Origin of the sequence: Agrobacterium sp. M50-1, from assembly GCF_049843495.1 — a bacterium.
GTDB lineage: Bacteria > Pseudomonadota > Alphaproteobacteria > Rhizobiales > Rhizobiaceae > Agrobacterium > Agrobacterium radiobacter.
Map to the genome: position 1 here is coordinate 442,570 of NZ_JBBHZH010000004.1, position 24,194 is coordinate 466,763.

General features: G+C 59.4%; 23 protein-coding genes. 10 read left to right on the forward strand and 13 right to left on the reverse strand.

The features are described 5' to 3' along the window. Positions 1-309: 309 nt before the first annotated feature. From WDZ78_RS12650 to WDZ78_RS12660, 3 genes are read left to right on the forward strand one after another with little or no spacing between them, the layout of a single operon-like run. The gene (locus WDZ78_RS12650) at positions 310-765 is read left to right on the forward strand and encodes a MarR family winged helix-turn-helix transcriptional regulator (RefSeq protein ID WP_020009502.1); all 456 of its coding nucleotides are present in this window, start codon (positions 310-312) and stop codon (positions 763-765) included. Continuing rightward, positions 762-2,510: an MFS transporter gene (locus WDZ78_RS12655; protein ID WP_020009501.1), complete on the forward strand. Its 1,749-nt coding sequence runs from the start codon at positions 762-764 to the stop codon at positions 2,508-2,510. Before WDZ78_RS12650 ends, WDZ78_RS12655 begins: the two co-directional genes overlap by 4 nt. A gap of 19 nt (positions 2,511-2,529) precedes the next feature. After that, positions 2,530-3,597, forward strand: coding sequence for an HlyD family secretion protein (locus tag WDZ78_RS12660; RefSeq protein WP_026363465.1), 1,068 nt, complete (start codon positions 2,530-2,532; stop codon positions 3,595-3,597). A gap of 259 nt (positions 3,598-3,856) precedes the next feature. Here the strand turns inward: WDZ78_RS12660 and rplI are convergent, their stop codons facing one another. The 6 genes from rplI to WDZ78_RS12690 form a co-directional block, all read right to left on the reverse strand. After that, a complete protein-coding gene (gene rplI, locus WDZ78_RS12665) occupies positions 3,857-4,432 on the reverse strand; it encodes a 50S ribosomal protein L9 (RefSeq protein WP_003502059.1) in 576 nt (191 codons plus the stop codon). A gap of 14 nt (positions 4,433-4,446) precedes the next feature. Continuing rightward, positions 4,447-5,421 (reverse strand): membrane protein, encoded by a 975-nt coding sequence (locus tag WDZ78_RS12670; RefSeq protein WP_020009499.1) that lies wholly within the window; start codon positions 5,419-5,421, stop codon positions 4,447-4,449. Positions 5,422-5,606: 185 nt separating this feature from the next. Beyond that, the gene (rpsR, locus tag WDZ78_RS12675; RefSeq protein ID WP_003502063.1) at positions 5,607-5,855 is read right to left on the reverse strand and encodes a 30S ribosomal protein S18; all 249 of its coding nucleotides are present in this window, start codon (positions 5,853-5,855) and stop codon (positions 5,607-5,609) included. A 16-nt stretch (positions 5,856-5,871) separates the two neighbouring features. Further along, positions 5,872-6,303 (reverse strand): 30S ribosomal protein S6, encoded by a 432-nt coding sequence (rpsF, locus tag WDZ78_RS12680; protein WP_004441041.1) that lies wholly within the window; start codon positions 6,301-6,303, stop codon positions 5,872-5,874. 266 nt (positions 6,304-6,569) lie between these two features. Then, positions 6,570-7,205: a DUF2272 domain-containing protein gene (locus tag WDZ78_RS12685; RefSeq protein ID WP_425673195.1), complete on the reverse strand. Its 636-nt coding sequence runs from the start codon at positions 7,203-7,205 to the stop codon at positions 6,570-6,572. A gap of 170 nt (positions 7,206-7,375) precedes the next feature. Beyond that, positions 7,376-8,419 (reverse strand): aldo/keto reductase, encoded by a 1,044-nt coding sequence (locus WDZ78_RS12690; RefSeq protein ID WP_425673196.1) that lies wholly within the window; start codon positions 8,417-8,419, stop codon positions 7,376-7,378. Between the two features lie 222 nt (positions 8,420-8,641). On the opposite strand from WDZ78_RS12690, the gene fabD reads away from it, so the two are divergent. The 7 genes from fabD to gmk all read left to right on the forward strand — a co-directional run bounded on the left by fabD (position 8,642) and on the right by gmk (position 15,691). Next, positions 8,642-9,586 (forward strand): ACP S-malonyltransferase, encoded by a 945-nt coding sequence (gene fabD / locus WDZ78_RS12695; protein ID WP_425673197.1) that lies wholly within the window; start codon positions 8,642-8,644, stop codon positions 9,584-9,586. Positions 9,587-9,684: 98 nt separating this feature from the next. Continuing rightward, on the forward strand, positions 9,685-10,422 hold the full coding sequence (gene fabG / locus WDZ78_RS12700; RefSeq protein WP_003502072.1) for a 3-oxoacyl-[acyl-carrier-protein] reductase: 738 nt from the start codon (positions 9,685-9,687) through the stop codon (positions 10,420-10,422). 350 nt (positions 10,423-10,772) lie between these two features. Beyond that, positions 10,773-11,009: an acyl carrier protein gene (locus WDZ78_RS12705; protein ID WP_003502080.1), complete on the forward strand. Its 237-nt coding sequence runs from the start codon at positions 10,773-10,775 to the stop codon at positions 11,007-11,009. 246 nt (positions 11,010-11,255) lie between these two features. Further along, the gene (fabF, locus tag WDZ78_RS12710; RefSeq protein ID WP_026363464.1) at positions 11,256-12,518 is read left to right on the forward strand and encodes a beta-ketoacyl-ACP synthase II; all 1,263 of its coding nucleotides are present in this window, start codon (positions 11,256-11,258) and stop codon (positions 12,516-12,518) included. 328 nt (positions 12,519-12,846) lie between these two features. Next, the gene (mltG, locus tag WDZ78_RS12715) at positions 12,847-14,067 is read left to right on the forward strand and encodes an endolytic transglycosylase MltG (protein ID WP_003502086.1); all 1,221 of its coding nucleotides are present in this window, start codon (positions 12,847-12,849) and stop codon (positions 14,065-14,067) included. Positions 14,068-14,135: 68 nt separating this feature from the next. Continuing rightward, on the forward strand, positions 14,136-15,023 hold the full coding sequence (locus tag WDZ78_RS12720) for a YicC/YloC family endoribonuclease (RefSeq protein WP_425673198.1): 888 nt from the start codon (positions 14,136-14,138) through the stop codon (positions 15,021-15,023). A gap of 5 nt (positions 15,024-15,028) precedes the next feature. Continuing rightward, positions 15,029-15,691, forward strand: a complete 663-nt coding sequence (gene gmk / locus WDZ78_RS12725) for a guanylate kinase (RefSeq protein WP_026363462.1) — start codon at positions 15,029-15,031, stop codon at positions 15,689-15,691. Between the two features lies 1 nt (position 15,692). Here the strand turns inward: gmk and WDZ78_RS12730 are convergent, their stop codons facing one another. The 7 genes from WDZ78_RS12730 to WDZ78_RS12760 all read right to left on the reverse strand — a co-directional run bounded on the left by WDZ78_RS12730 (position 15,693) and on the right by WDZ78_RS12760 (position 24,151). Further along, a complete protein-coding gene (locus WDZ78_RS12730) occupies positions 15,693-16,316 on the reverse strand; it encodes an alpha/beta hydrolase (RefSeq protein WP_425673199.1) in 624 nt (207 codons plus the stop codon). A gap of 74 nt (positions 16,317-16,390) precedes the next feature. Beyond that, complete coding sequence (gene rsmA / locus WDZ78_RS12735) at positions 16,391-17,221, reverse strand: 16S rRNA (adenine(1518)-N(6)/adenine(1519)-N(6))-dimethyltransferase RsmA (protein WP_425673200.1); 831 nt, start codon at positions 17,219-17,221, stop codon at positions 16,391-16,393. Next, positions 17,221-18,243 carry a 4-hydroxythreonine-4-phosphate dehydrogenase PdxA gene (pdxA, locus tag WDZ78_RS12740; protein ID WP_425673201.1) on the reverse strand — a complete coding sequence of 341 codons (1,023 nt, stop codon included), beginning with the start codon at positions 18,241-18,243 and terminating at the stop codon, positions 17,221-17,223. Before pdxA ends, rsmA begins: the two co-directional genes overlap by 1 nt. Positions 18,244-18,269: 26 nt before the next feature. Continuing rightward, positions 18,270-19,217, reverse strand: a complete 948-nt coding sequence (locus WDZ78_RS12745) for a peptidylprolyl isomerase (protein ID WP_026363460.1) — start codon at positions 19,215-19,217, stop codon at positions 18,270-18,272. A 297-nt stretch (positions 19,218-19,514) separates the two neighbouring features. Beyond that, positions 19,515-21,896 (reverse strand): LPS-assembly protein LptD, encoded by a 2,382-nt coding sequence (locus tag WDZ78_RS12750; protein ID WP_425673202.1) that lies wholly within the window; start codon positions 21,894-21,896, stop codon positions 19,515-19,517. Then, the gene (gene lptG / locus WDZ78_RS12755; protein ID WP_020009486.1) at positions 21,897-22,985 is read right to left on the reverse strand and encodes an LPS export ABC transporter permease LptG; all 1,089 of its coding nucleotides are present in this window, start codon (positions 22,983-22,985) and stop codon (positions 21,897-21,899) included. It abuts the gene before it with no gap. Beyond that, complete coding sequence (locus WDZ78_RS12760; protein ID WP_003502098.1) at positions 22,982-24,151, reverse strand: LptF/LptG family permease; 1,170 nt, start codon at positions 24,149-24,151, stop codon at positions 22,982-22,984. The genes lptG and WDZ78_RS12760 overlap by 4 nt, the downstream gene beginning before the upstream one ends. Between the last annotated feature and the right edge of the window lie 43 nt (positions 24,152-24,194).

Genomic DNA, 24,194 nt, shown 5'->3' on the forward strand with positions numbered 1-24,194 from the left:
TTGCGCGATCTCCCTTTGCCTTTGTCCTTAAACCTCGGGTTTGGCTTTCTGGGGCATGGCAGTCAATGATATTGTTGCAACACTCTATGGCAGGCTGACGTCCGCTCTACGAAGCTTGATCACATCTTCAGTTGTCCCCAGCAATCCACAGGCGGGTGGGGGACAAGGCGCCGGGTTCTTCCGGCAAGGTGATTCGCTGCCATGAGTTTATCGCATGGCAGACCCGGCGTGAAAGAAACTTGAAAATCGTCAGTCTTACGAATAAATAGGCAGAAAATAAGTAGTGTGCTAATTATAAGGCTTGCTGACATGTCTCGCGAGACCGACAAGGAACAGCTTCTCGATGAAGTCTCCGCTTTCACCCGGAAACTGCGCGCGTTTTTCGACGCGCGGGTGGGGGAGAGCGGGCTGACGCTTGCGCGGGCGCGAGCGCTTTTTGCGCTCTCGCGGCGTGGACCGCTGACGCAGACCGAGCTTGCCGAGGAAATGGAAATCGAAACGCCGACGCTGGTGCGGGTGCTTGACGGCATGGAGAAACAGAACCTCATCGAGCGCCGTTCCGACGAAAACGACCGTCGCGCCAAACGCATACACATGACGCTGGAGGGCGAGAAGACCTCCGAAACGGTGCAGGCGATGGCAAAGTCGCTGCGCTCCGAGATTGCCGCCGACATTTCCTCGCAGGAACTGGCAATGGCGCTTGATGTCATGCGCCGGCTTTCCGCCAACCTGCAAAATCTTGCGGCCGGGAGGGTGCAATCGTGAGCACCCTCGTACCGCAAACCGCTGACAAGGCCGCGTCCCAGGATACCGAAGGAACCGCCAAATCCGCTGACCTTCCGGAAGAGGCCGTGACGCCGATGAGCGCTTCGGCTACGGGCGAAACCGTGCAGGAGCCTGCCGCTGCCGCCGCGCCGCAGCCGGTTGAGCGGCCGCTCTGGCTGCGGCTGTGCTTCATCTTCGCCGGCCTGTCGTTCTTTATCACTCAAGGCCTGGGCATGAACCTCGTCATGGCCAATATCTACCAGCTGCAGGGCGAGTTTTCCGCCACGGTGGCTGAGGTCGCGTGGCTTTCCGCGGCCTATATGGCGCCTTACGCCACGTTTTCCATCGCGCTGTTCAAGGTCCGGGCGCAATATGGCCTGCGACCCTTTGCCGAAGTCTCGATTATCGTGTTTGTCGTTGCTTCCTGCCTCAACCTGTTCGTGACCGACCTGCATTCGGCAATCGTCATCCGTTTTGTGAGCGGCATGGCCGCCGCGCCGATCTCGTCGCTCGGCTTTCTCTATATTCTGGAGGCCTTCCCGCCTGCGCGGAAATTCTCGCTCGGTTTCAGCATAGCGCTGACCGGCACGTTGCTGTCGGCGCCGCTCGCGCGCATCGTCTCGCCATCCCTCTTGGAAATCGACGGTTGGAATGCGCTCTATTCCATGGAAGTGGGATTCGCGCTGATCGCTTTCGCCATGATCTATGTGCTGAAAGTCACGCCGCCGCCGCGCGCGAAAGTCATCGAGCGCATGGATATTCTGAGCTATCTTCTGTTTGCGGGCGGTCTCGGTTGCCTTGCGGTCATGCTGACCCTCGGCCGGTTCTACTGGTGGTTCGAAACATGGTGGCTGGGCGTCCTTCTGGCGACGTCGATCGCACTTCTGACGCTGATGGCCTTCATCGAATTGCCACGCAAGAATCCGCTGCTCGACCTGCGCTGGATTTTCTCGAAAACCAACCTGCACATCATTGCGGTCCTGCTTGTCTACCGTGCGGTTTCCTCCGAGCAATCCTCAACGGCGGTCAGCTTTTACCAGCAGCTTGGCCTGTTAAACGAACAGACGACGACGCTTTATGCGCTGGTGCTTTTGGCGACCGTTCTCGGTGGTGCGGCCTGCGCCTGGCTGATGCTGACGAAATACGTCGATACCGCCCATGTGATTGCGCTGGCGCTGATCGCCGCCGGTTCGTTCATGGATAGCCAGTCCAACAATCTGACACGGCCGGGTGAGATGTATCTCAGCCAGATGATGATCGCCTTTGGTGCGGCCATGTTCCTGCCACCCGTCATGGCCAAGGGTTTCGCCGCAGCCCTTGCCCGGGGTGCGCCCTATCTGGTGAATTTCATTACCATCTTCCTGTTCACGCAGATCACGGGTTCGATGCTGATGACCGGCCTGCTCGGCAGTTTCGTGACGCTGCGGGAGAAATTCCACTCCAATATTCTGGTGGAAAATATCCTGCTCACCAATCCCGTGGTCGCCCAGCGTGTCTCGCAGCTTTCCGGTGCCTACAGCCATGTCATCACTGATCCGGCATTGCTGAAGGCAGAGGGGCTGTCGCTGCTTGGCCAGCAGGTCAGCAGGGAAGCCTATGTGCTTGCTTATAATGACACGTTCCTGCTGATTTCAGTCGTTTCCGCGCTGGCGCTGGCCGCGCTTTTGATCCACCTTGCATGGCTGCGCATCCGTCCTTTCCTTTTCCGGGAAGACATCGATGCCGCACCGGCACCACAGTCTTGACCATTCCAAGAGTGACAAAATGCTGAAGAAGTTTTTTACCCCCGTTTCCATTCTCGTGCTGCTCGGCGGTCTCGCCGGCGTGGCGCTGGTGCTTTACGCCTGGCGGCTGCCGCCGTTCCTTTCCACCGTCGAAATGACCGACAACGCCTTCGTGCGGGGTTATGTCACGACGATGAGCCCGCAGGTGAGCGGTTATGTCGTGGACGTGCCGGTGAAGGATTATCAGGAAGTCAGCCAGGGCGCGCTGCTCGCGAAGATCGATGACCGCATCTACCGCCAGAAGCAGGCGCAGGCGGAAGCAACGCTCGATACCCACAAGGCCGCACTCGACAATTCCCGCCAGCAGGAAAATGCCGCCAACGCCAATATCCGTTCCAGTGAAGCGGCGGTCGACAGCGCCGAGGCGTCGCTCAAACAGGCTCAACTCGCCTCCGACCGACAGGATAATCTGATCAAGAGCGGCGTCGGAACCTCCAGCCTGCAGGAGGAAGCCCATGCCGCGCTTGAAAAGGCGCGGGCCTCGCTCTCGCAGGCCAAGGCGGCGCTTGAGGTTTCCCGGCAGGATCTGCAGACCATCATCGTCAACCGTAGCTCGCTGCAGGCGGCCGTCGCCAATGCTGAGGCCGCCGTCGAGCTCGCCCGGATCGATCTCGCCAATACCGAAATCCACGCTCCCGTGGATGGCAGGCTCGGCGAAGTCGGCGTGCGCACCGGCCAATATGTCACCGCCGGAACACAATTGATGGCCGTCGTGCCGCACGATGTCTGGGTCATCGCCAATTTCAAGGAAACCCAGCTTGCCGGCATGCAGGTGGGCCAGCCCGTAACGATCTCCGTGGATGCCCTGCATCGCCGCAAGCTGACCGGCCATGTGGAGCGGTTTTCGCCCGCAACGGGTTCGGAATTCGCCGTCATCAAGCCTGACAATGCGACGGGTAATTTCGTGAAGATCGCCCAGCGCCTCGGCGTACGGATCGCGATCGATGCTGATCAGCCGCTGGCGGCGGAGCTTTCGCCGGGCATGTCGGTGGTGGTGCATGTGGATAAGAGCAAAGCGCCTGAGGGGGCGGAGACGGCGGCGAAGTAGTTGGGCACGGTTGGAGTGCGTGGTTCACCCCCTCTGTCCTGCCGGGCATCTCCCCCTCAAGGGGGGAGATTGGCAAGAAGCTCTACCACCACTTCATTCTCAAACGTTGAGGTGATCGAGGGCTAGCGGCGATTCGATCTCCCCCTTGAGGGGGAGATGCCCGGCAGGGCAGAGGGGGGTATTCCTCCGCGAATTCAACCCAACAAAAAACCCCGGATGTCGCCATCCGGGGTTTTCTTATGGCCGCAAGGCCAAACTATTATTCGTCGTCGCCGTCGCGGTCAGCTTCCGGATCGAAGAAGTCTTCCGGACGCAGTGCGTCTTCGTCAACGCCATAGATGGCGTCAGCGGAGGTGAGGCTTTCGCCCTTGGCCTGACGCTCTGCTTCTTCAGCCGAACGGGCAACGTTCAGCTCAACCTGCAGCTCGACTTCTGCATGCAGGTGCAGGGTGACGTTGTGCAGACCGATGGTCTTGATCGGCGTGTTCAGTTCAACCTGGTTGCGGCCGATGTTGAAGCCTTCGGCAGCCAGGATTTCAACGACGTCGCGAGCAGCAACAGAGCCGTAGAGCTGGCCGGTTTCGCCAGCCGAACGGACGACGATGAAGGACTTGCCTTCGAGTGCTTCGGCAACCTTCTGGGCTTCCGACTTGCGCTCGAGGTTACGGGCTTCGAGCGTTGCGCGCTCGGTTTCGAAACGTGCCTTGTTGGTGGCGTTGGCGCGCAGCGCCTTGCCCTGCGGCAGCAGGAAGTTACGGGCATAGCCGTCGCGAACCTTGACGGTTTCGCCCATCTGGCCGAGCTTGTTGATGCGTTCGAGAAGAATGACGTCCATCTTCTTGATCCTTTCTATGGTTTGGTTTCGTTCGAATTGTCGGTTTTCCGCGCCGGTGTAAGAGAGATCGTGCTGCGCACGTCGCTCAGGCCGAACACGAGAATGATGAACAGCGGAAAGACAAAGACCGCCGAGAGATATGCGAGAATGAGAACCGGCAGCCGCCAGTCCTTGCCGCGGGCGCGCTTGTGCAACGAGGCGTAACCCGCCATCAGGAAGCCCGCACCGAAGGTGCCGCAGATAACTGCGCCGACCATGGCCGCAACGCCGCCGAGGAAGATGGCGACGATGCCGGCGAGGAAGATGAAGATGGCGTTGCGGTGCATGCGCAGCGCCGAAGCGATGTCCTCGCGCGGGCGCAGACCCTTGCCGAAGGTGCCGACCACTCGCGTCGCGAAATAATAGGCGGCAAACAGCAGGATGACCCAGAGACCGCCCTGAACGATCGGCAGCATCAGCACCAACAGGGTCTTTGTCTGCGCCAGCGCCTCGACATTGGGCTCGAACAGGGGTTCGCGGCTCTGAACCGAGGTCATCATCACATCGACCATGCGCGCGACGAGATCGGGACCGTAACCGATCATCCAGCCGAGAATGACGACGGCGACGGAAACCAGAATGCACAGATGCAGGACGATGCCGGAAAGCGGATACCAGGCAAGCAGATCATCCGGGCCGCCGAGTTCGGAGGCCGGGCGCGCCAGATTGGCGAGATGCGAAAGCCAGCCGGCTGGGATCAGCGTGAAGATTGCGATGGTCAGCGCAAAAAGCGGCGACATGACCAGCGCGCCGATGAGCGCCGTGGTGATGATCGCGATAATGGCGGCGCGGTTGCCCCAGCCCATGCCGGCGATGAAGATCGGCATGGCGGAACCGGCATAAAGCAGGAAGGACAGAGACGACTGCGCCGTTGCGCCAAGCGTCAGAAACGCGGCGCATATGCCGGCGAGAACGCCGGAGATCAGCACTGTCTGGTTCAACTTCTGCACTTCGCTGTCCTGCTGAAACTTAAGCAGTTAGAGGATCGCTCCTGAGAGCCTCATCCCCAACATGGGTTTTTTAGAGTATCGATCCGCGCCCAACGCGGAAGGACTATAATTTTCGACCCGCTGATCAAGAGTCAGCTGATCGAGAAAAGCGAGGCCGCGATAAACCGCAGCCTCGCTTCAATTCATTACGCTACAACGTAGGGCAGCAGGCCGAGGAAGCGGGCGCGCTTGATCGCCTGGGCGAGTTCGCGCTGCTTCTTCTGGGAAACGGCCGTGATGCGGGACGGAACGATCTTGCCGCGCTCGGAAATGTAGCGCTGCAGCAAACGAACGTCCTTGTAGTCGATCTTCGGAGCGTTGGCGCCGGAGAAGGGGCACGTCTTGCGACGGCGGTGGAACGGGCGGCGTGCCTGGGAAGAGGATGCGTCAGCCATTGGTCAAAACTCCTTCTTATGCACGGTCTTCGCGCGGACGGCGCGGACGGTCTTCACGGGGACCACGATCTTCACGCGGGCCACGGTCCGGACGGTCGCCATCGCGGCGCGGACGGTCGTCACGGTCGCGCTTCTGCATCATCGCGGACGGGCCTTCTTCGTGGGCTTCGACGGCGATGGTCATGTAGCGAAGAACGTCTTCGTTGATGCGCATCTGGCGCTCTACTTCATGGATGGCAGCCGCCGGAGCGTCGATGTCCATGAGAGCGTAGTGAGCCTTGCGGTTCTTCTTGATGCGGTAGGTGAGGGACTTCAGACCCCAGTTCTCGATGCGTCCGACTTTGCCGCCGAACGATTCGATAACGCCCTTGTACTGCTCGACAAGTGCGTCGACCTGCTGGGCAGAAATATCCTGCCGGGCAAGGAAGATGTGTTCGTAAAGAGCCATTTAAGCTTTGCCTTTCTTGCGTTTCGTCCTTCACCCGGCAACGGCGCTAAGCCTCAACGACTGCTCCTGAAAAGGCTTGAAGGCCTTAAAGCAAGAAAAGCGTTGTTCGAGACGGTCGAGAGCGGAGACACGGGAGGCCGGAAAAACCTTATGGTTCCTGCTGTTCCGTTGCCGGAACCAGCCCTCCGTTCAGCCACCAGCCAATTGGACCGGGTGTTGTGAACAGCGCGCTTATACGGATTTTTCGCATTTTGGCAATGGTTTTGTCAGTGAAGCGCGTTTTTCTTCAAAACGACGAACCATTTATGCGTGGTATCGGCGATATGGCCGCTTTCGGTGAGCGGTATCGTTTTCTTCGTGACCGAGTCGAGAACGTTGAAACCAATGACGTCGATTTCTCCCGGTCGTCTGGCGACGACAATATCGGTATGCGACTTGTAAGTCCCGACTTTGTCATAGTAGCCCTGGGCCTGCTGGAAGCTCACTTTTTCGTAAGTATAGCCGACGATATCGCCCACATCCGGTGTCGCGCCGGGCTCTTTAAGGCGATACCCGTGATAAAGGGTGTTTGTCGCATTTTGCTGGCGCGCCTTTATGAAATGGCGGATCCACACGGAATGCGCTTGCGCGAAGGGGAACTCTTTCTTGCTGAACTGCGCGGCATGGAAGACATATGAAATTCCGACGGCAGACCAGAAATACTCGTCATTCATGATCTCGTCTTCAGTCGGCGCTCCGCCGCCTACAGCATTGTAGTTCTTGATGACGTGTTTCGCAAATACGGGGTCGTCATCCTTGTGCTGGATGTTCTTGGCGCCAGTAGAAAGGTTCCATGTGGACTTGCCCCAATGGTTCCACTCATTGCCAGCTATATTGAGAATGTCTGCGACCGTCTTCGCCATCCAATTCTCCCAAATTATAATATGTTTTTGTCGTTGAAAAATATCTATTTAATTCTAAATATTCATCTGAAGTTCACCGGCGTATATGAAAATATAAGCCGGTGAAAACAATAATACAGAATTTAATCAGTATTGAAAGACGGTTTGTTTGATTTTTGTTTGACGATAGTTCAGATCGCCATCGGATATTGCCGATGGATCGCGGCAATACCCGTCAGCACCTCTTCCGACAGCGCCACATCCGCCGCTGCAATATCCACCTTCAATTGCTCCATCGTCGTCGCGCCGATGATGACCGAGGCCATGAAGGGGCGTGTCAGGCAGAAGGCGATGGCGAGCTGGGCCGGGTCGATCCCATGCTCGGCGGCAAGCTCCAGATAGGCCTTGACCGGCGCTTCCTGCAGCGGCTGCAACCGGCCGCCGAGATCCCTGTTGATGGAAGCGCGTGATCCCGCCGGGCGCGCGCCGTTCTGGTATTTGCCGGTCAGCAGACCAGCCGCCAGCGGTGAATAGGCGAGCAGGCCGACATCTTCGTGATGGGCGACTTCCGCCATGTCGAGATCGAAGCTCCGGTACAGCAGATTATATTCGTTCTGAATGGTGGCGACGCGCGGCAGGCCGTTTGCTTCCGCAATGTCGATATATTTCTGCGTACCCCAGGCGCTTTCGTTGGAGAGGCCAATGGCGCGGATCTTGCCGGCCTTCACCAGTTCACCGAGCGTCTCCAGCTTTTCGGTGATTTCGGCAAGCGTGCGCTTCTTGTCCTGACCGGAGGCGTCGAAGCCCCAGGCGCCACGGAAATGATAGGTGCCGCGATTCGGCCAGTGAACCTGGTAGAGGTCGATATAGTCGGTCTTCAGCCGCTTGAGGCTGGTATCCACCGCCTCGCGGATGGCGGCGGCGTCGATATCACGGCCGCCGCGAATGTAATCGCGCCCGGAGCCGGCGACTTTAGTGGCGAGCACGACCTGATCGCGCCTGCCGGTCTTTTCGAACCAGCTGCCGATATACTCCTCGGTCCGGCCCTGTGTTTCGGCGGAAACGGGGGTGGTGGGATAAAGCTCGGCCGTATCGAAGAAATTGACGCCGTTTTCGATGGCGTAGTCCATCTGCTGATGGGCTTCTGCTTCGGTGTTCTGCGTGCCCCATGTCATGGTGCCGAGGCAGATTTCGGACACGGAGATACCCGTGCGTCCCAGTAGATTCTGTTTCATGGAGAGGTCCCGGTGCTTTGGCGAGTTTTGGAAGGTGGGGTGAAAGTAATGGGGATTTGCCGCAGTGCAAGAAAAAATATGATGAAAAGAAAGGGGAAAACAGGTCGGCAAAACCCCTGACAAAGGCCTGCCATAGGGCTTCAAGCCTTGACTTCGCTGGCGGGAATGTGAATGGAAGTCCGAAAGAATAAAGGCAAGGCCAGACAAGAAGGACGACATCCCATGGGTATTGCATTCACATTTCCCGGTCAGGGAAGCCAGGCCGTCGGCATGGGCAAGGAGCTGGCGGATACCTATCCGGAAGCACGCGCCGTGTTTCAGGAGGTCGATGAGGCGCTCGACCAGAAGCTCTCCGACATCATGTGGAATGGCCCGGAAGAGACGCTGACGCTGACGGCCAATGCCCAGCCGGCGCTGATGGCCGTGTCCATGGCGGTCATGCGTATTCTCGAAGCGCGCGGCTTCAAACTGTCCGATACGGTTTCTTATGTAGCCGGCCATTCGCTCGGCGAATATTCGGCGCTCTGTGCGGCCGGCACCTTCTCGATTGCCGATACCGCCCGTCTTCTGCGCATCCGCGGCAATGCCATGCAGGCCGCCGTGCCGGTCGGCGAGGGTGCGATGGCTGCGATCATCGGGCTGGAGCACGATGCGGTGTCCGCCATCTGCGAGGAAGCCGGAATCCTCGGCGTCTGCCAGATCGCCAATGACAATGGCGGCGGCCAGCTGGTTATCTCAGGCGGTAAGGCTGCCGTGGAAAAGGCGGCGGCGATCGCTTCCGAAAAAGGCGCAAAGCGCGCCATCATGCTGCCGGTCTCGGCCCCCTTCCATTCCGCGCTGATGGCGCCGGCGGCGGAAGCCATGCGCGAGGCGCTGGCCAAGGTCGAAAAACACAACCCGGTCGTGCCCGTTGTCGCCAATGTGCGCGCCGCACCCGTTTCCGACGCCAATGAGATCGCGGCTTTGCTGGTCGAGCAGGTGACCGGGCAGGTGCGCTGGCGCGAGACGGTTGAGTGGTTCGCCGCCAACAATGTCACGCAGCTGTACGAGATCGGTTCCGGCAAGGTGCTGACGGGCCTTGCCCGCCGCATCGACAAGACGGTGAACGGCGTTACCGTCAACGGCGCGGCCGATATCGACCAGCTTCTTGCCACTCTTATCGGCTGAGAACGGGCTGCGCCCCGCAACGGCTTTTATTTTACGACAATTCCGGATGCAAAACCGCTAAAAGGCTTTGCGGAATTGCTCTAAAGAAGGAACGGAACATGTTAGATCTGACAGGCCGCAAGGCTCTCGTAACCGGCGCGACCGGCGGCATCGGCGAAGAAATCGCCCGCCTTCTCCACAGCCAGGGCGCAACCGTCGGCCTGCACGGCACCCGCGTTGAAAAGCTTGAAGCGCTGGCGGCGGAACTTGGCGACCGCGTCAAGATTTTCCCGGCCAACCTTGCCGACCGCGCCGAGGTAAAGGCGCTCGGCGAAAAGGCCGAAGCTGAGCTCGAAGGCGTGGATATTCTCGTCAACAATGCCGGCATCACCAAGGACGGCCTGTTCGTGCGCATGAGCGACGAGGACTGGGACAACGTTATCGAGGTGAACCTGACGGCGATGTTCCGCCTGACGCGTGAGCTGACACATCCGATGATGCGCCGCCGTTTCGGCCGCATCATCAACATCACCTCCATCGTCGGCGTCACCGGCAATCCCGGCCAGGCCAACTACTGCGCCTCCAAGGCCGGCATGATCGGTTTTTCGAAGTCGCTGGCGCAGGAAATCGCGACCCGCAACGTCACCGTCAACTGCGTGGCGCCGGGCTTCATCGAAAGCGCCATGACCGGCAAGCTCAACGACAAGCAGAAAGACGCCATCATGGGCGCCATTCCCATGAAGCGCATGGGAACCGGTGCGGAAGTCGCTTCGGCCGTTCTTTACCTGGCTTCCAATGAGGCAGGTTACATGACCGGCCAGACCCTGCACGTCAACGGCGGCATGGCGATGATCTGACGGCGCATGAGGCCGTCATGAAAAGGATTGCGGCGCTGTTTAAGCACCTTCTTGGGTAGCTGGCGCCGCAAGGCCCCGCCGACTGGTTTTCGGCGAAATAGCCTGTCACACGCTGTGCTTAGCGCGTTTTCAGGCTTTTCGACCGATTGAAACCATGTTAAGCGGGCCAAGACTGTGAACAGTCGTCCCGGAGAGACAGGAAGCCGTTGCGATTTTGCGTGACGATGTCTAGCTTGGACCGGGTTGAACGGGTTTGCCAGCAGTGCCGGATTTGAACGGCGCATGAGGGCTTCTAACAGGGCAGGGTGCCGTAAGGCATTCCCTTCAAAATAAAGGTCGAGGAAACCGACATGAGCGATATCGCAGAACGCGTAAAGAAAATTGTAATTGATCATCTTGGCGTTGACGCCGACAAGGTTGTTGAAGGCGCCAGCTTCATTGACGATCTGGGCGCTGATTCGCTCGATACCGTTGAACTGGTCATGGCTTTCGAAGAAGAATTCGGCGTCGAAATTCCCGACGACGCAGCTGACTCGATCCTGACTGTCGGCGACGCCGTAAAGTTCATCGAGAAGGCCCAGGCCTGATCGACCTTCATGGGGAGGTGCAATATCCTCCCGTCCTTGGCCCGGCTCGTCCGGGCCAATGTTTTATAGGCGGACGGTACATGCCCCCGGGCGGGGCGTGTTCCGGGCGATGCATGAGATCACGGGCCGGAAACAGCGCCCGCAGCCATCATGCGGACATTTGAAATACTGCAACATCGAATGGACATCCCTGATGTCCGGCGTTGCATGAAGACCGATGATTTGGATAAGGGCGGAGCGTTGGCGATGAGGCGTGTCGTTATCACCGGTACCGGCATGGTATCTCCTCTTGGATGTGGGACGGAAGTGACCTGGGAGCGGCTTTTGGCCGGCCAGAACGGCGCCCGTCTCGTGACTGAATTCGAAGTCGAAGACTTGCCCGCAAAGATCGCCTGCCGCATTCCCGTCGGCGATGGTTCCAACGGCACCTTCAATGCCGATGACTGGATGGAACCCAAGGAACAGCGCAAGATCGATCCTTTCATCCTGTACGGCATGGCTGCCGCCGACATGGCGCTTGCCGACGCGGACTGGCACCCGGAAACGGACGAGGACCAGATCGCCACCGGCGTCATGATCGGCTCCGGCATCGGCGGCCTGGAAGGTATTGTCGAGGCGGGCTATACCCTGCGAGACAAGGGTCCGCGGCGCATTTCTCCATTCTTCATTCCCGGCCGTCTGATCAACCTCGTATCCGGCCAGGTTTCCATTCGCCACAAGCTGCGCGGACCGAACCATGCGGTGGTCACGGCCTGCTCGACCGGCGCGCACGCCATTGGCGATGCCGCCCGTCTGATCGCGTTCGGTGACGCCGATGTCATGGTTGCCGGTGGCGCTGAATCGCCGGTCTGCCGCATCGCGCTTGCCGGCTTCGCCGCCTGCAAGGCGCTTTCGACCCAGCATAATGACGATCCGCAGAAGGCCTCTCGCCCCTATGACCGTGACCGCGATGGTTTCGTCATGGGTGAAGGTGCGGGCATCGTCGTTCTGGAAGAGCTGGAGCACGCCAAGGCGCGCGGCGCGAAGATTTATGCCGAAGTCGTCGGTTACGGCCTTTCCGGTGATGCCTATCACATCACCGCTCCGTCCGAGGATGGTGAAGGCGCCTATCGCTGCATGTCGATGGCGCTGAAGCGCGCCGGCCTGACGCCGGATGATATCGATTACATCAACGCCCATGGTACTTCCACCATGGCGGATACGATCGAGCTTGGCGCGGTCGAGCGCCTGGTCGGCGAATCGGCCGCGAAGATTTCGATGTCTTCCACCAAGTCGGCCACCGGCCATCTTCTTGGTGCGGCGGGCGCTATCGAGGCGATCTTCGCCACGCTTGCGATCCGCGACAACATCGTTCCGCCGACGCTGAACCTCGACAATCCCGATGTCGAGACGAAGATCGACCTGGTGCCGCACAAGGCGCGCAAGCGGCAGGTCAACGTGGCGCTTTCGAACTCCTTCGGTTTCGGCGGCACCAACGCCTCCCTCGTGCTGCGTCGTTACGAGGCATAATTGCGGCGGCGGCTCTGCCGCCGCGCTGGCGCCCTCCCACCGGGTGCTGACAAAGGCCGTTCTTTCCTTTGAAGAACGCATTGCGGCTTGCGAAAGCCATTCCGGTTTTCGCGCCGATATTGTAGTCGTTTATGAAGCGTTTGCCGGTTCGGGGTGATTTCCGGCCGCAGGCTGCTTCCTCCATCGGCTTTGTCCGAAACGATGTTCGTGAAGCGGAAAGATATGCTTCACGATATCTCCATGTGGTGCAGGAAGACATTCCGAACCTGTTTTTGCCGCATTACCTGCGCAAAAAGCGCTGACAACGCCGAACTGAAAAGGACCGACGGTGAGCGACACGAACCAGAACAGCCAGGGACCATACGGACAGAACGGCGCGGGCGAAGGCAATCGCGGCCCGATCATTCCGAAATCCCCGACGGAAGCCTTGCGGCCGGAAAAAGTACCCGCGCCGCCCAAGCGCTCCCGCAAGGCCCATGGCCAGCTTGTAATCTTTCTGAATTTTCTGATGACGCTTGCAGTCGCTGTCTGTGTGCTGGCCATTGCCGCTTTCTATTACATGATCAATGCGTTCCAGGAGCCCGGTCCGCTTCAGACGAACACCCATTTCACCGTGCGTAATGGCGCCGGCATCATCGAGATCGCCAATAATCTCGAGCGTAACGACGTCGTCTCCAACGCCCGTGTCTTCCGCCTGATGACCGGCAGCTACCTGCAAAAGGACCAGACGCTGAAGGCTGGCGAATACGAGATCAAGGCCGGCGCTTCGATGAAGGACATCATGATGTTGCTGGAGTCCGGCAAGTCGATCCTTTATTCCGTGTCGCTGCCGGAAGGCCTGACCGTGAAGCAGATGTTCGCGCGCCTTGGAGCAGACGAAGTGCTGGACGGCGAATTGCCCTCGGCCCTGCCGCCGGAAGGCAGCCTGCGCCCCGATACCTATCGCTTTACCCGCGGCACCAAGCGCGAAGAAATCATCAACCAGATGAGTGCGGCGCAGGACAAGCTGATCGACATGATCTGGGAACGGCGCGATCCCGACCTGCCGATCAAGACCATCGAGGAATTTGTGACGCTTGCCTCGATCGTCGAGAAGGAAACCGGTAAGGATGACGAGCGCGCCCATGTCGCTTCCGTTTTCTACAACCGTCTGAAGAAGGGCATGCGTCTGCAATCCGACCCGACGATCATCTACGGTCTGTTCGGCGGCGATGGCAAACCGTCCGATCGCCCGATCTACCAGTCGGACCTGCAGAAGCAGACGCCGTTCAACACCTATGTCATCAAGGGCCTGCCGCCGTCTCCGATCGCCAATCCGGGCCGGGCGGCGCTTGAGGCCGTTGCCAATCCCTGGCGCACGGATGACCTTTATTTCGTTGCCGATGGCACCGGCGGCCACGTCTTTGCCAAGACGCTGGAAGAGCATAACGCCAATGTGCGCCGCTGGCGCAAGATCGAGGCTGAGAAGGCTGCTTCCGGCGCCAATCCCGATGTTGTCGTGGATGGCCAGCCGGGCGGGGCCGAGGCGGAAAAACCCGCCAACAACTGATAATCTCGACCGGGCCCTGTGATCCACTGGGCCCGGTTTTGTAAGGCATGACGGGGGGGCCTCCAAATATGACATTGCAATCGATGACCGGCTTTGCGCGCAGCGAAGGAACCTCCGGCCGTTACCGCTGGGCGTGGGAATTGCGGTCCGTGAACGGCAAGGGACTCGATGTGCGCCTGCGTCTGCCGACCGGTCTTGAAGCGCTGGAAACCGCCTTGCGGGAAGTCGCGGGCGAGCATCTTTCCCGCGGCAATATTCAGGTTGGCCTGACGCTCGCCATTGCGGAAAACCGGCTTGAGGCCGTGATCAACCGCGATGCGCTCGCGGCGGTTCTGGCGCTTAAGAAGGAGCTTGGTAATGTCGTTGAAGACAAGCCGCTGAGCTTCGATACGTTGCTTACACTGCGAGGTCTCGTCGATTTTCGCGAGGCGGAAGACGATGCGGAAGCGCAGGCCGCACGTAATAGCGATGTGCTGGCCGGTTTTGCGATTGCAGTCGAGAAACTGAAGGACATGCGTGAGCGGGAAGGGGCGTCGCTGTTCGCCATCCTGTCCGGCCATATCGACCGCATAGAGCAGCTTGTGGACATCATCGAGAATGATCCGTCCCGTCAGCCAGAACAGATCGCGGCAAGACTTGCCCAGCAGATCGCGCTTATCGGCGATGGCCTGCACGGGCTCGACCGCGACCGTCTACATGCCGAGGCGGCGCTGATTGCCACCAAGGCGGATCTGCGCGAAGAGATCGACCGGTTGCACGCCCATGTCCAGGCTTCCCGGGAACTGCTGGCCAATGGCGGCCCTGTGGGCCGCAAGCTCGATTTTCTTGCACAGGAATTTAACCGCGAGTCGAATACAATCTGTTCCAAATCGAATGCGAGTGCGGTAACCGCAGCAGGCATAGAGCTGAAAGTGGTGATCGACCAGTTTCGCGAACAGGTCCAAAATCTGGAGTAGACCCCATGGTCCCGGTGAATAATTCTCCCGTCACGATTGCCCGTCGAGGGCTGATGCTGGTGATTTCTTCGCCATCAGGCGCGGGCAAATCCACGATTGCCCGCAACCTGCTCGACAAGGATAAGAATATCGGCCTGTCCGTCAGCGTCACGACCCGCCCGCGCCGCCAGAGCGAGATTGACGGCATCCACTACCATTTCATTTCCAAGCGCGATTTCGAGCGTCTGCGGGACAGCGACGCGCTGCTGGAATGGGCCGAAGTTCACGGCAATTTCTACGGCACGCCGCGCGGGCCGGTGGAAGATGCCATGGCTGCCGGTCGCGACATGCTGTTCGACATCGACTGGCAGGGCGCCGAACAGCTGCAGGACAAGATGAAGGCGGACGTCGTCTCGATCTTCATCCTGCCGCCGACCATGACCGAACTTCAATCGCGCCTGCACCGCCGCGCCGAAGACACCGAAGAGGTGATCAAGACCCGGCTCCTCAATTCCCGTGCCGAAATCGAGCACTGGCGCGATTATGACTATGTGATCCTCAATGACGACCTGCAGGCCGCCTTCGAGGCCGTCGAAGCAATCGTGAAGGCCGAACGCGTCCGCCGCGACCGCCGCCACGGCATGTTCGATTTCGTGCGGGCGTTGCTTGAGGAAGAGCCGGAACTCTGATCTACGCGATAAATCCGCGCGCAAGCCATTGGCGGGACAGTCGCTCATCATCGGCGTCTTCAGCCCAGCCATGACCAGTGTCGACCATCTCCAGAACGACCTCCGCTCCGGCTGACGCTAATTGGCTGGCCAAATGTGGCGCATCGGAGGGGTGACGCCGGTCGTCGCGGGCGCCGGCCAGTAGCAGTGCCGGATATCCTGCAAGGCTCGGAAGAGGCTGGTCCTTTCTTGGAGATAACGGGCGAAGCAGGATGGCGGCTTTCGACAGACGCCTGTCCTGGCATACCGTTTCAGCCGCCATGATCGCGCCGTTCGAATATCCGACGAGAATGGGCTTTTGCCCCGTTTGCAGAGCCACAAAGGTGAGGAACCCGCAAAGCTTGGCAGCCTGATGTCTCAGATCATCGATATCGAGTTGTCTGTCGGGTTTCCTGCGAAAAAATGCGAAGCCATTCTCCCAGGAAACAGCGCCCCTCAGCGCGTATAAGACACCCTTGGGAAAGACGGTGCGGCCAAACGAAATGAGGTCATCTTCCGTTCGTCCCGATCCATGCAGCAGGACAATTGTGCAGTCGGGCGTTCCGGCGGGAATGTCGATCTTGTAGTGAAAACCGGCACTCTCCACGCACTTGTTCCTCTATTCGCAGATGTCCACGATTCCGTGCCCTAACGTTTGGAGCGGCGCATTAGATGGCGAATTTACAGGCAGTTCGCCAACGTCACGAACTCTTCCACCGACAGCGTTTCTGCTCGCCGCGTGGGGTCGATACCGGCTTTTTCCAACAGCGTTTCGCCGCCGAGGCTTTTCACGCTCTGTCGCAGCATCTTGCGGCGCTGGCCGAAAGCGGCTTCGGTGACCTTTTCAAGCTTGGCAACATCGCAGGGCAATGGCTTGTCCTTCGGCAGCAGGTGCACGACGGTGGAGGTCACTTTTGGCGGCGGGCTGAAGGCCTGTGGCGGGACGTCGAAGGCCATTTCCGCGACCGTGCGCCAGCCGGCGAGAACGCCCAGACGCCCGTAATGATTGTCGCCTTCTTCAGCCACGATGCGCTGGCCGACTTCCTTCTGGAACATCAGCGTCATGGAAAGCCAGAAGGGTGGCCATTGTTTCGGCAAAAGCCAGTTGACCAGCAATTGCGTGCCGACATTGTAGGGCAGGTTGGCGATGATGCGCACCGGTTCGCCGAAGGGAACCAGAGCCTCGAAATCGGTCTGGAGGGCGTCGCCCTCGATGACCTCGAGCCGTCCGGGATAGTGCGCCTCGATTTCCGCCAGCGCCGGCAGGCAGCGGCTGTCGCGTTCGACGGCGATGACCTTTTTCGCCCCGAGCGAGAGAATGGCGCGGGTGAGGCCGCCGGGACCGGGACCGACCTCGATCACCGTCACGCCGTCGAGCGGCCCTGCCGTTCTGGCAATCTTCTGGGTGAGGTTGAGGTCGAACAGGAAGTTCTGACCGAGCGATTTCTTCGCGTCGAGCCCGTGGCGCTGGATGACATCGCGCAGTGGCGGCAGTCCGTCGATGGCCGCCATTATGCGCCAACCCGGCTGCGGGCGGAAATCTCCGCCGCCATCTTCAGCGCCGCGACAAGGCTCGCCTCATTGGCAATGCCCTGGCCTGCAATGCCGAAGGCGGTGCCATGGTCCGGCGAGGTGCGGATGAAGGGCAGCCCAAGCGTGACATTGACGGAATCGTCAAAGCCGAGCGCCTTGGCCGGGATCAGCGCCTGATCGTGATACATGCACACCGCCACGTCATAACGCTTGCGGGCGGCATCGTGGAACATGGTGTCGGCGGGCAGGGGACCGAAGGCATCGATCCCGTCCTTCCGCAACCGCATGGTCGCCGGATGAACGATATCGCGATCCTCGGTGCCGAGTGCGCCATCTTCGCCCGCATGCGGATTGAGGCCGGCAACCGCCAGACGTGGCGCCTCGATGCCGAATTTCTGCCTGAGATCGGCATCGATGATCCGGCAGGTCGTGACGATCAGCTCTTCCGTCAGGGCGGCCGGCACGTCTTTTACGGGGATGTGGATCGTTACCGGGACGACACGGACCTTGGGTCCGGCAATCATCATGACAGGCGTTACTTGCTCGCCGGTCTGACGCAGGGCTAGGTCGGCCAGAAATTCCGTATGACCGGGGAAGCCAAAGCCCGCCTCGTAAAGCACCGATTTCGCGATCGGATTGGTGACGACGGCTGCAGCCTTGCCCTCGGCCGTCAGGGAAACGGCGGTCTCGATGGCCTTGATTGTCGCGTGCGCCGCTCCGGCATGCGGCTGGCCGGCCTGCACTTCGAAGCCGACAGGAAGCGGGAGGATGGGGAAAGCGCGTTCGAACAGGCCGACGGCATTCTCCACATCGCAGGTCTCGATATTGACCGGAATGCCGATCAGCGCTGCGCGGCTCGCCACCACATCGGGGTCGCCGATGAAGATGAAGGGCGGCACGCCGCTCTCCCGGCGCTTTGCCCAGGCGGTGATGGCGATGTCGGGGCCGATACCGGCTGGATCTCCCTGTGTCAGGGCAAGCGGCAGGGATGCATATGTCACGGAAAGACCCGGCTGTTGTATCAATATCAGGTGTTGACGATCTGCGCCTTCTTGCGCAGCTCATCCATATATTTCTTTTCGTTCGGGTTTTCGCCTTCCTTGGCCTTCATCAGGTCTTCGGACTTGAACACCATTTCCGCCGCATAGTCGTCGGAAACCTGACGCTGCTTGCAGATGGCCAGATATTCGACGCCCTTTTCGGTCACGCGCGTTCCGGTGGTGCCGCCTTCCTTGGTCTTTTCCACCAAAGCCTTCCAGTCTTCCGGCAGTTCAGGCGCCAGAATGCGGCCGAGGTCCTTGATCGCCACGTCGCGCATGGTCGCGGCGAAGCTCATGGCCTGGTCGCAGCCGGGGTAACGCTTGCGCGAGGCTTCAGCCTCAGCCTTGCGCTTGCCGGTGATGGCGTTGCGTTTCGATTCCGGGATAACGAAGATGACCTGCTGCAGGAAATATTCCGTTGTGACGGGCTTATCGCCGCGTTCCTTCAGGCGGGTCACGAGATCCTGCGTCGACATCTTGCCGCGGGCGCCGTAACGGGCGTTGACAAGACGCGGCCAGCTCATCTGAACGGCGATGAAGGACTTGAAATGGTCGGCGCCGACACCCGCCTGCGACAGCACCTTCGTCAGTTGCTGCGGGGACATCTTGTTGTTGCCGGCAAAGCGTGCGAAGGCCGCATCGACATCCTCGGTGCTGACCGACATTTTCACGCGGCCGATTTCCTCGCGCTTCAGGGCCTCATCGACAAGCTGCTCGCGCGCTTTTTCATTGAGGTTACCGGATTGGCGCTGCAGCTTCAGGAAGGCGACGCGCTTGGCGATATCGTCATTGGTGATGGGTGTCTTGTTGACGACAATCTTGACGGTGTTGTCGGCGAAGGCCTGGCCGGCATAGGGCACAATGGCCATGGGAACGGCGAATATCGCAAAGGCGAAAGCCGCGCCACGCAAAGCCGTCTTTCCGAAATTCATCATATCCTTCTCCCTTTCGTCGGGCAGGGTCCTGTTGCCCCGTCCCGCCAATCTGTTCTGCCTGATGAGGGGATTATTGCACTCTCCCGCTTTTCAGACCTGCACCTGTGCATCCGCACCGCGAATTTGCCACGTATATATCATCGCGATCCGCAAGACGGCAATGTGTCGGTTTGTTGAAAGAAAACCCGATAGGTTCCATGCGCGGCCGACATTGGCGTGTTGTTGCGGCGAAACCGTGGCTTTACTGGCCAAATGGTAAAAAGGCAGGCCACGATGCTGCGTAACCTGCCTCTAAACTCAGTAGTTGTTTGGCTTCCAGCCGATATCCATGTCGTTCCAGTCATCGTTTGCTGAACCGATGCTGATATCGCCAAGCGTCCGGAAGGCCAGACGGGCATTGATCGACCAGTCATTGGCGGCCTGGCGGCTGGAATTGATATTGCCTTCGTCGGAATAGCTGACCGTCAAGATCGTGCATTCATCCTGATAGGCAATGCCGATGCGGCGCTCGGCGGCAAACTTCCCGTTCAGATCGTAATTGATCGAACCGAACAGCGACCAGTTGTCGTCCATGCGCAGCGAACCGGAAGCCTGGATGATATCGCGGTCTTCATTATAGCCGTATTTCGGCTGCGCCTTGACCTGCGTATAGCTGAGCTTGCCGGTGAGGCGGCGGTCCGAATAGCTGATGCCGGTTTCCGACCGGTTGATGTCGAGATCGTCCTTGTCGAGACGCAGGCTCGACGACAGCGAAAGACCGATCGGCGCATCGAAAGCGGCCATGGCGACGTAATCCGAGCGGTCGGATTCGAGGCCGGAATTGGCGCCTGCATTGACGAGATCGTAGGAGGCGAATGAATTGTCGCCCGCCAGATGGAAAGACTGGCCGGCGATGGCGCGAACGCCGTAGCCGTTGTCGAAGGTGCCGTTATAGCGGAAGCCGATGTTGGCGCGCGTGCCGCCTTCGATCCGGTCGAAGCCGGAGAATTTGTCGCGTTCGAACAGATTGGTCGCGTCGAATACGAATGCCTGTGCGTCCTCGTTCGGAAGGCGGCCGGCATATTGTTCGTTCGGGCGCACGAAAATCTGTGCAATGGGCTCAATCACGTGGCTGCTGTTGAGCGCCGTGAACAGCCAGGGATAACGCACTTCCAGGCCGCCGGTGACCATGCCGCGGAAAGCCGCGCCGTCATTCATCATGCCCTCATAGGCATAGGAGGTGCCGCCCGAAGTGAAGGCCGCGGGAGACATGTCCGTCCAGAGCGCGTCACCGCGTGCAGCGAGGATCGGCGTAATCTGCAGGCCGCTGTCCATCGTGAAGGTGCGCTTCCACTCGGCTTCGGTGGAAAGGCGTGTATAGTCGCCCTCAAGCCCGCTGAAGCGCGGATAACCGCCAAGCGCGTAGGCATCCTGCTTCAGGCGCGTGATGCTCGTCAGGTTGGTGGTCAGCGAAAGCTCGCCGCCATAAATCGGATCCGGCACGAAATAACGATAGTCGACAACCGGATGGACGATGGCCTGCTTGCGTTCCTTGGATTCGGTATTGTCCGTGTCCTGAACGTTGAAATAATAACCGCGGGCTTCGAAGCTGTTACGCTCACCCGTACCGTTCAGATAAATCTGGTTGGTCTGGACGTCGTTTTTATAACCCTTCAGCCCATAGGTGCGCGAAAAGTTATTGTCGGTCTGCACCATGGCGTCCCAGCCGAACGCCCAGCGCGGATTGATCGAGAAATCACCCTTGCTCGCGATCATGCCACGATTGTCGTTGAGGGCGTCGCTTGTGCCAGCCGTGAAGGTATCGGACTTCTGCTGGCTGATGCCGGCGATCGTGACCGTATGCATGCCGGTTTCGAAGCGCTGGCGCAGCTCCGCCTGCAGCAGCAGACCCTGTGTGGTATAATAGGTCGGCGTGACGGTCACGTCCGAGGTGTCGGACAGAACGTGGAAATAGGGGACGCCGATGCCGAAACCGAGATTGTCGGTAATGCTCATCTGGGGGAACAGGAAGCCCGATTTGCGCTTTACCGTATTGTCCGGAACCGTGAGGAAAGGCAGATAGGCGATCGAATGGCCGAAAAGCTGCAGACGGGCCTTTTCCAGCCGGATCGTATGGGTCTTACCGTCCTGAACGACGCGTTCCGCCTTGACCTGCCACAGAGGCGCCTTTTCGGGCCGCTCGGCGCAGGGCAGACACGCGGTGTAGACGCCGTTGTTGAGGACCATCAGGTCGCCTTCGAGACGCTCGGCGCTTTCACCCGCGATACGGGTATTGTCCGTGGTCTCGACGCGCAGGGCATTAACGAAGCCCTGACCGAAATCGTCGGTGACGTCCATCTCGTCGGCATAGATCTTGTTGCCGCCCGGCTCGATCAGCTCGATGTTGCCATGGGCAATCACGCGGCCGGTCTGCTGGTTATATTCCACTTGCTGGGCCACCATGCGGTAGCCCGAATATTTCATGCGAACGACGCCCTTCGCGATGACGCGCTGGGAATCGCGATTATAGGTCAGTTCATTTGCTGTAAGCAGGAGTTTCGAATCGTCTTGGCTTGCCGACGCAAGCAAACCATCCTGGCCGAAAGCGACCGGGCTGGATGCCAAATACGCGCACACAGCGGCACCTGTCAGAAGGGCCGTCCAAAGCCGCCTGATATTCCCGCGGTCATATACCGCCACTTAGCCGTCCTCCTGATGAAGCAGAATGGTTGCCCCCAAAGCCAACGCCACGATGACTGGAACCCAGACCGCGACGGTGGGAGGGACAACACCACCACTCCCGAATGCCCTTACGAGCACGGTTACTACATAAAGCACGAAGCCGGAAACGATTCCACCCAGAATCACGGAGCGCGACTGGGCGAAGCGGCTGAACTTTAATGAAACGGTCGCGGCGATCAAGGTCATCGCAACCAGAAGCAGGGGCGTCGATAGCAGGAAATGATACTGCGTCTCAAGCGCCTTTGAAGATAGTCCAAAGGACTTTGCAACTTCGATCTTGTGAGAAAGGTCAAAGAAAGCAACGGTTTCCGTCTGCGTCATGCGCTCCTGGACGAATTCCCGTCTCAGATTGGTACTGATCCGCGTGCTCTCTTGCCGAACTGGCACATGTCCTGCGCGCGTTTCTGAAACGCCGTTAAGAAGCCAGTAACCATCTTCCAATTTAGCCGACTTCGCATCCTGCCGGGAGACGATGTTTCCGTCCTTGTCGAGGTGGATCAGAACCACATCGAGAAGCATGGTTCCGTTGTCCTCGAAGCTCTTGGCGCCGATGATCGTATCCTGGCCGCCGCTTGTCTGGCGCATCCACGGAATGATCTCCTGCTGACGGCCGCCGCCTGCCTCATTGCGCAGACCGGCTTCCATCGCCAGCGACTTGTTCTGGCCCCATGCCGCGATGGGGTTCAGAATGATGACGGACAGGATGCCGATGAAAACCGCGCCGAGCACGAAGGGAAGGATGAATTGCCAGGCGGAAATGCCGGCAGCGCGCGTCACCACCAGCTCGTAGCGCCGGTTGAGCGAGATCAGCGTCGTCATGCCGACGAAGAGGGCGATGAAGGGAATGGTCTGCTGCAGGATCAGCGGCAGGCGAAGCGCCGTCAGGCCAAGGGCGGCCGGAACGGAATAGCCGGGCAGGCCGGACATGCGTCGTGCCGTCTCGCTGAAATCGGCAAGGTAAATGATCGAGGATACGCCGAGCACGAACCAGATGGCGGTGATCAGATATCGTTTCAGGAAATACCGGGAGAGCGTGTTGAAAATCATGCGTTGCCGCTCCCAGAGCTTTTCGCCATCCGGCTGGAGAAGAGACGGCGCAGACGACCCATCGCATCGGCGATGACTTTCGGCATTTTAGGCTTGCGGCCGGTCAGCAGAATGAAGGCGGCAGCGGCGCCGCTAAGGCCCGGCACGGCATAGACCAGCGGAATGAAGGCCGCGCTCTGCTTGATCTGATTGGTGACATAAAAACCAAGCCACCGCAGTATGAAGGCCGTCACCAGTGCGGCGACCATCGGATGCATGCGGGCCTCGCGATGCGAACGGGCGTCAGCGGCGATGACCAGTGAAATCAGCGCGAAGGAAAAGGCAAACATCCAGTCCGACAGGCGTTTGTGCAACTCGCTGCGGAAATTCTCGGGTGAGCGCTTGTAGCTCGCATTGTTCTCGTCGGGCGAGAGAAGGAAACCGAGGCTGGCATCGCCGGGAGAGAGCGACGGCTCCGAATCCTGCTTTTCCGACATGGTCGAAAGGTCGAAGGCGTAGGACAGGAACTTGACGATAGAGACCTTGCCGTCGGGCGTCTTCTGCTGCACTTCGCCGTCACGCATGGTGAGCGAGGTGCCACTTTCGTCGATCATGCCTTCCTTGGCATAATAGATGAGATCGAAATTCGGATCGCGGCGGTCAGCGACGAACAGGCCCTTGAGGATACGGCCCTGCCGCTGCGCAATCTGCACATAGAGACCATCCTGAATGGTGCGGAAGGTCTTTTCCTCTATCACCGAGGACAGAAGGTCGGCATAGGCGGCGGCCACCATCTGCCGGGCGGAGCTGCGGGCCGGCGGCTCGATGAAATTGGTGATGGTGAAGGAAAGCGCGCTCAGAACGGCGGCCAGAATGAGAACCGGGCGATACATCACCGAACGCGGCGATCCGGCCGCATCGATGATGGCAAGCTCGGAATCATTGTTCATCGTCGTGAAGATCTGGGTGATGCCGATGACAAGCGCGAAAGGCAGCACGACGGGAATGAGCGTCGGCAGGATCATCGTCGCGAGCGCCATGAAGGAACCCATCGACTGGCCCGTATCGGTCACGAGATTGATTCTCTGGAGAACCTGGATGGTCCAGATGATGGCCAGCACCGGCAGCAGCGCGACCAGAAACATCTGCGTTGTCCGCCGCAGGATATAGTTCTCAAGAAGCTTCATACGGCCCTGTTCGACATTGTTTTTCCGTGCGATCGCTCGCCGG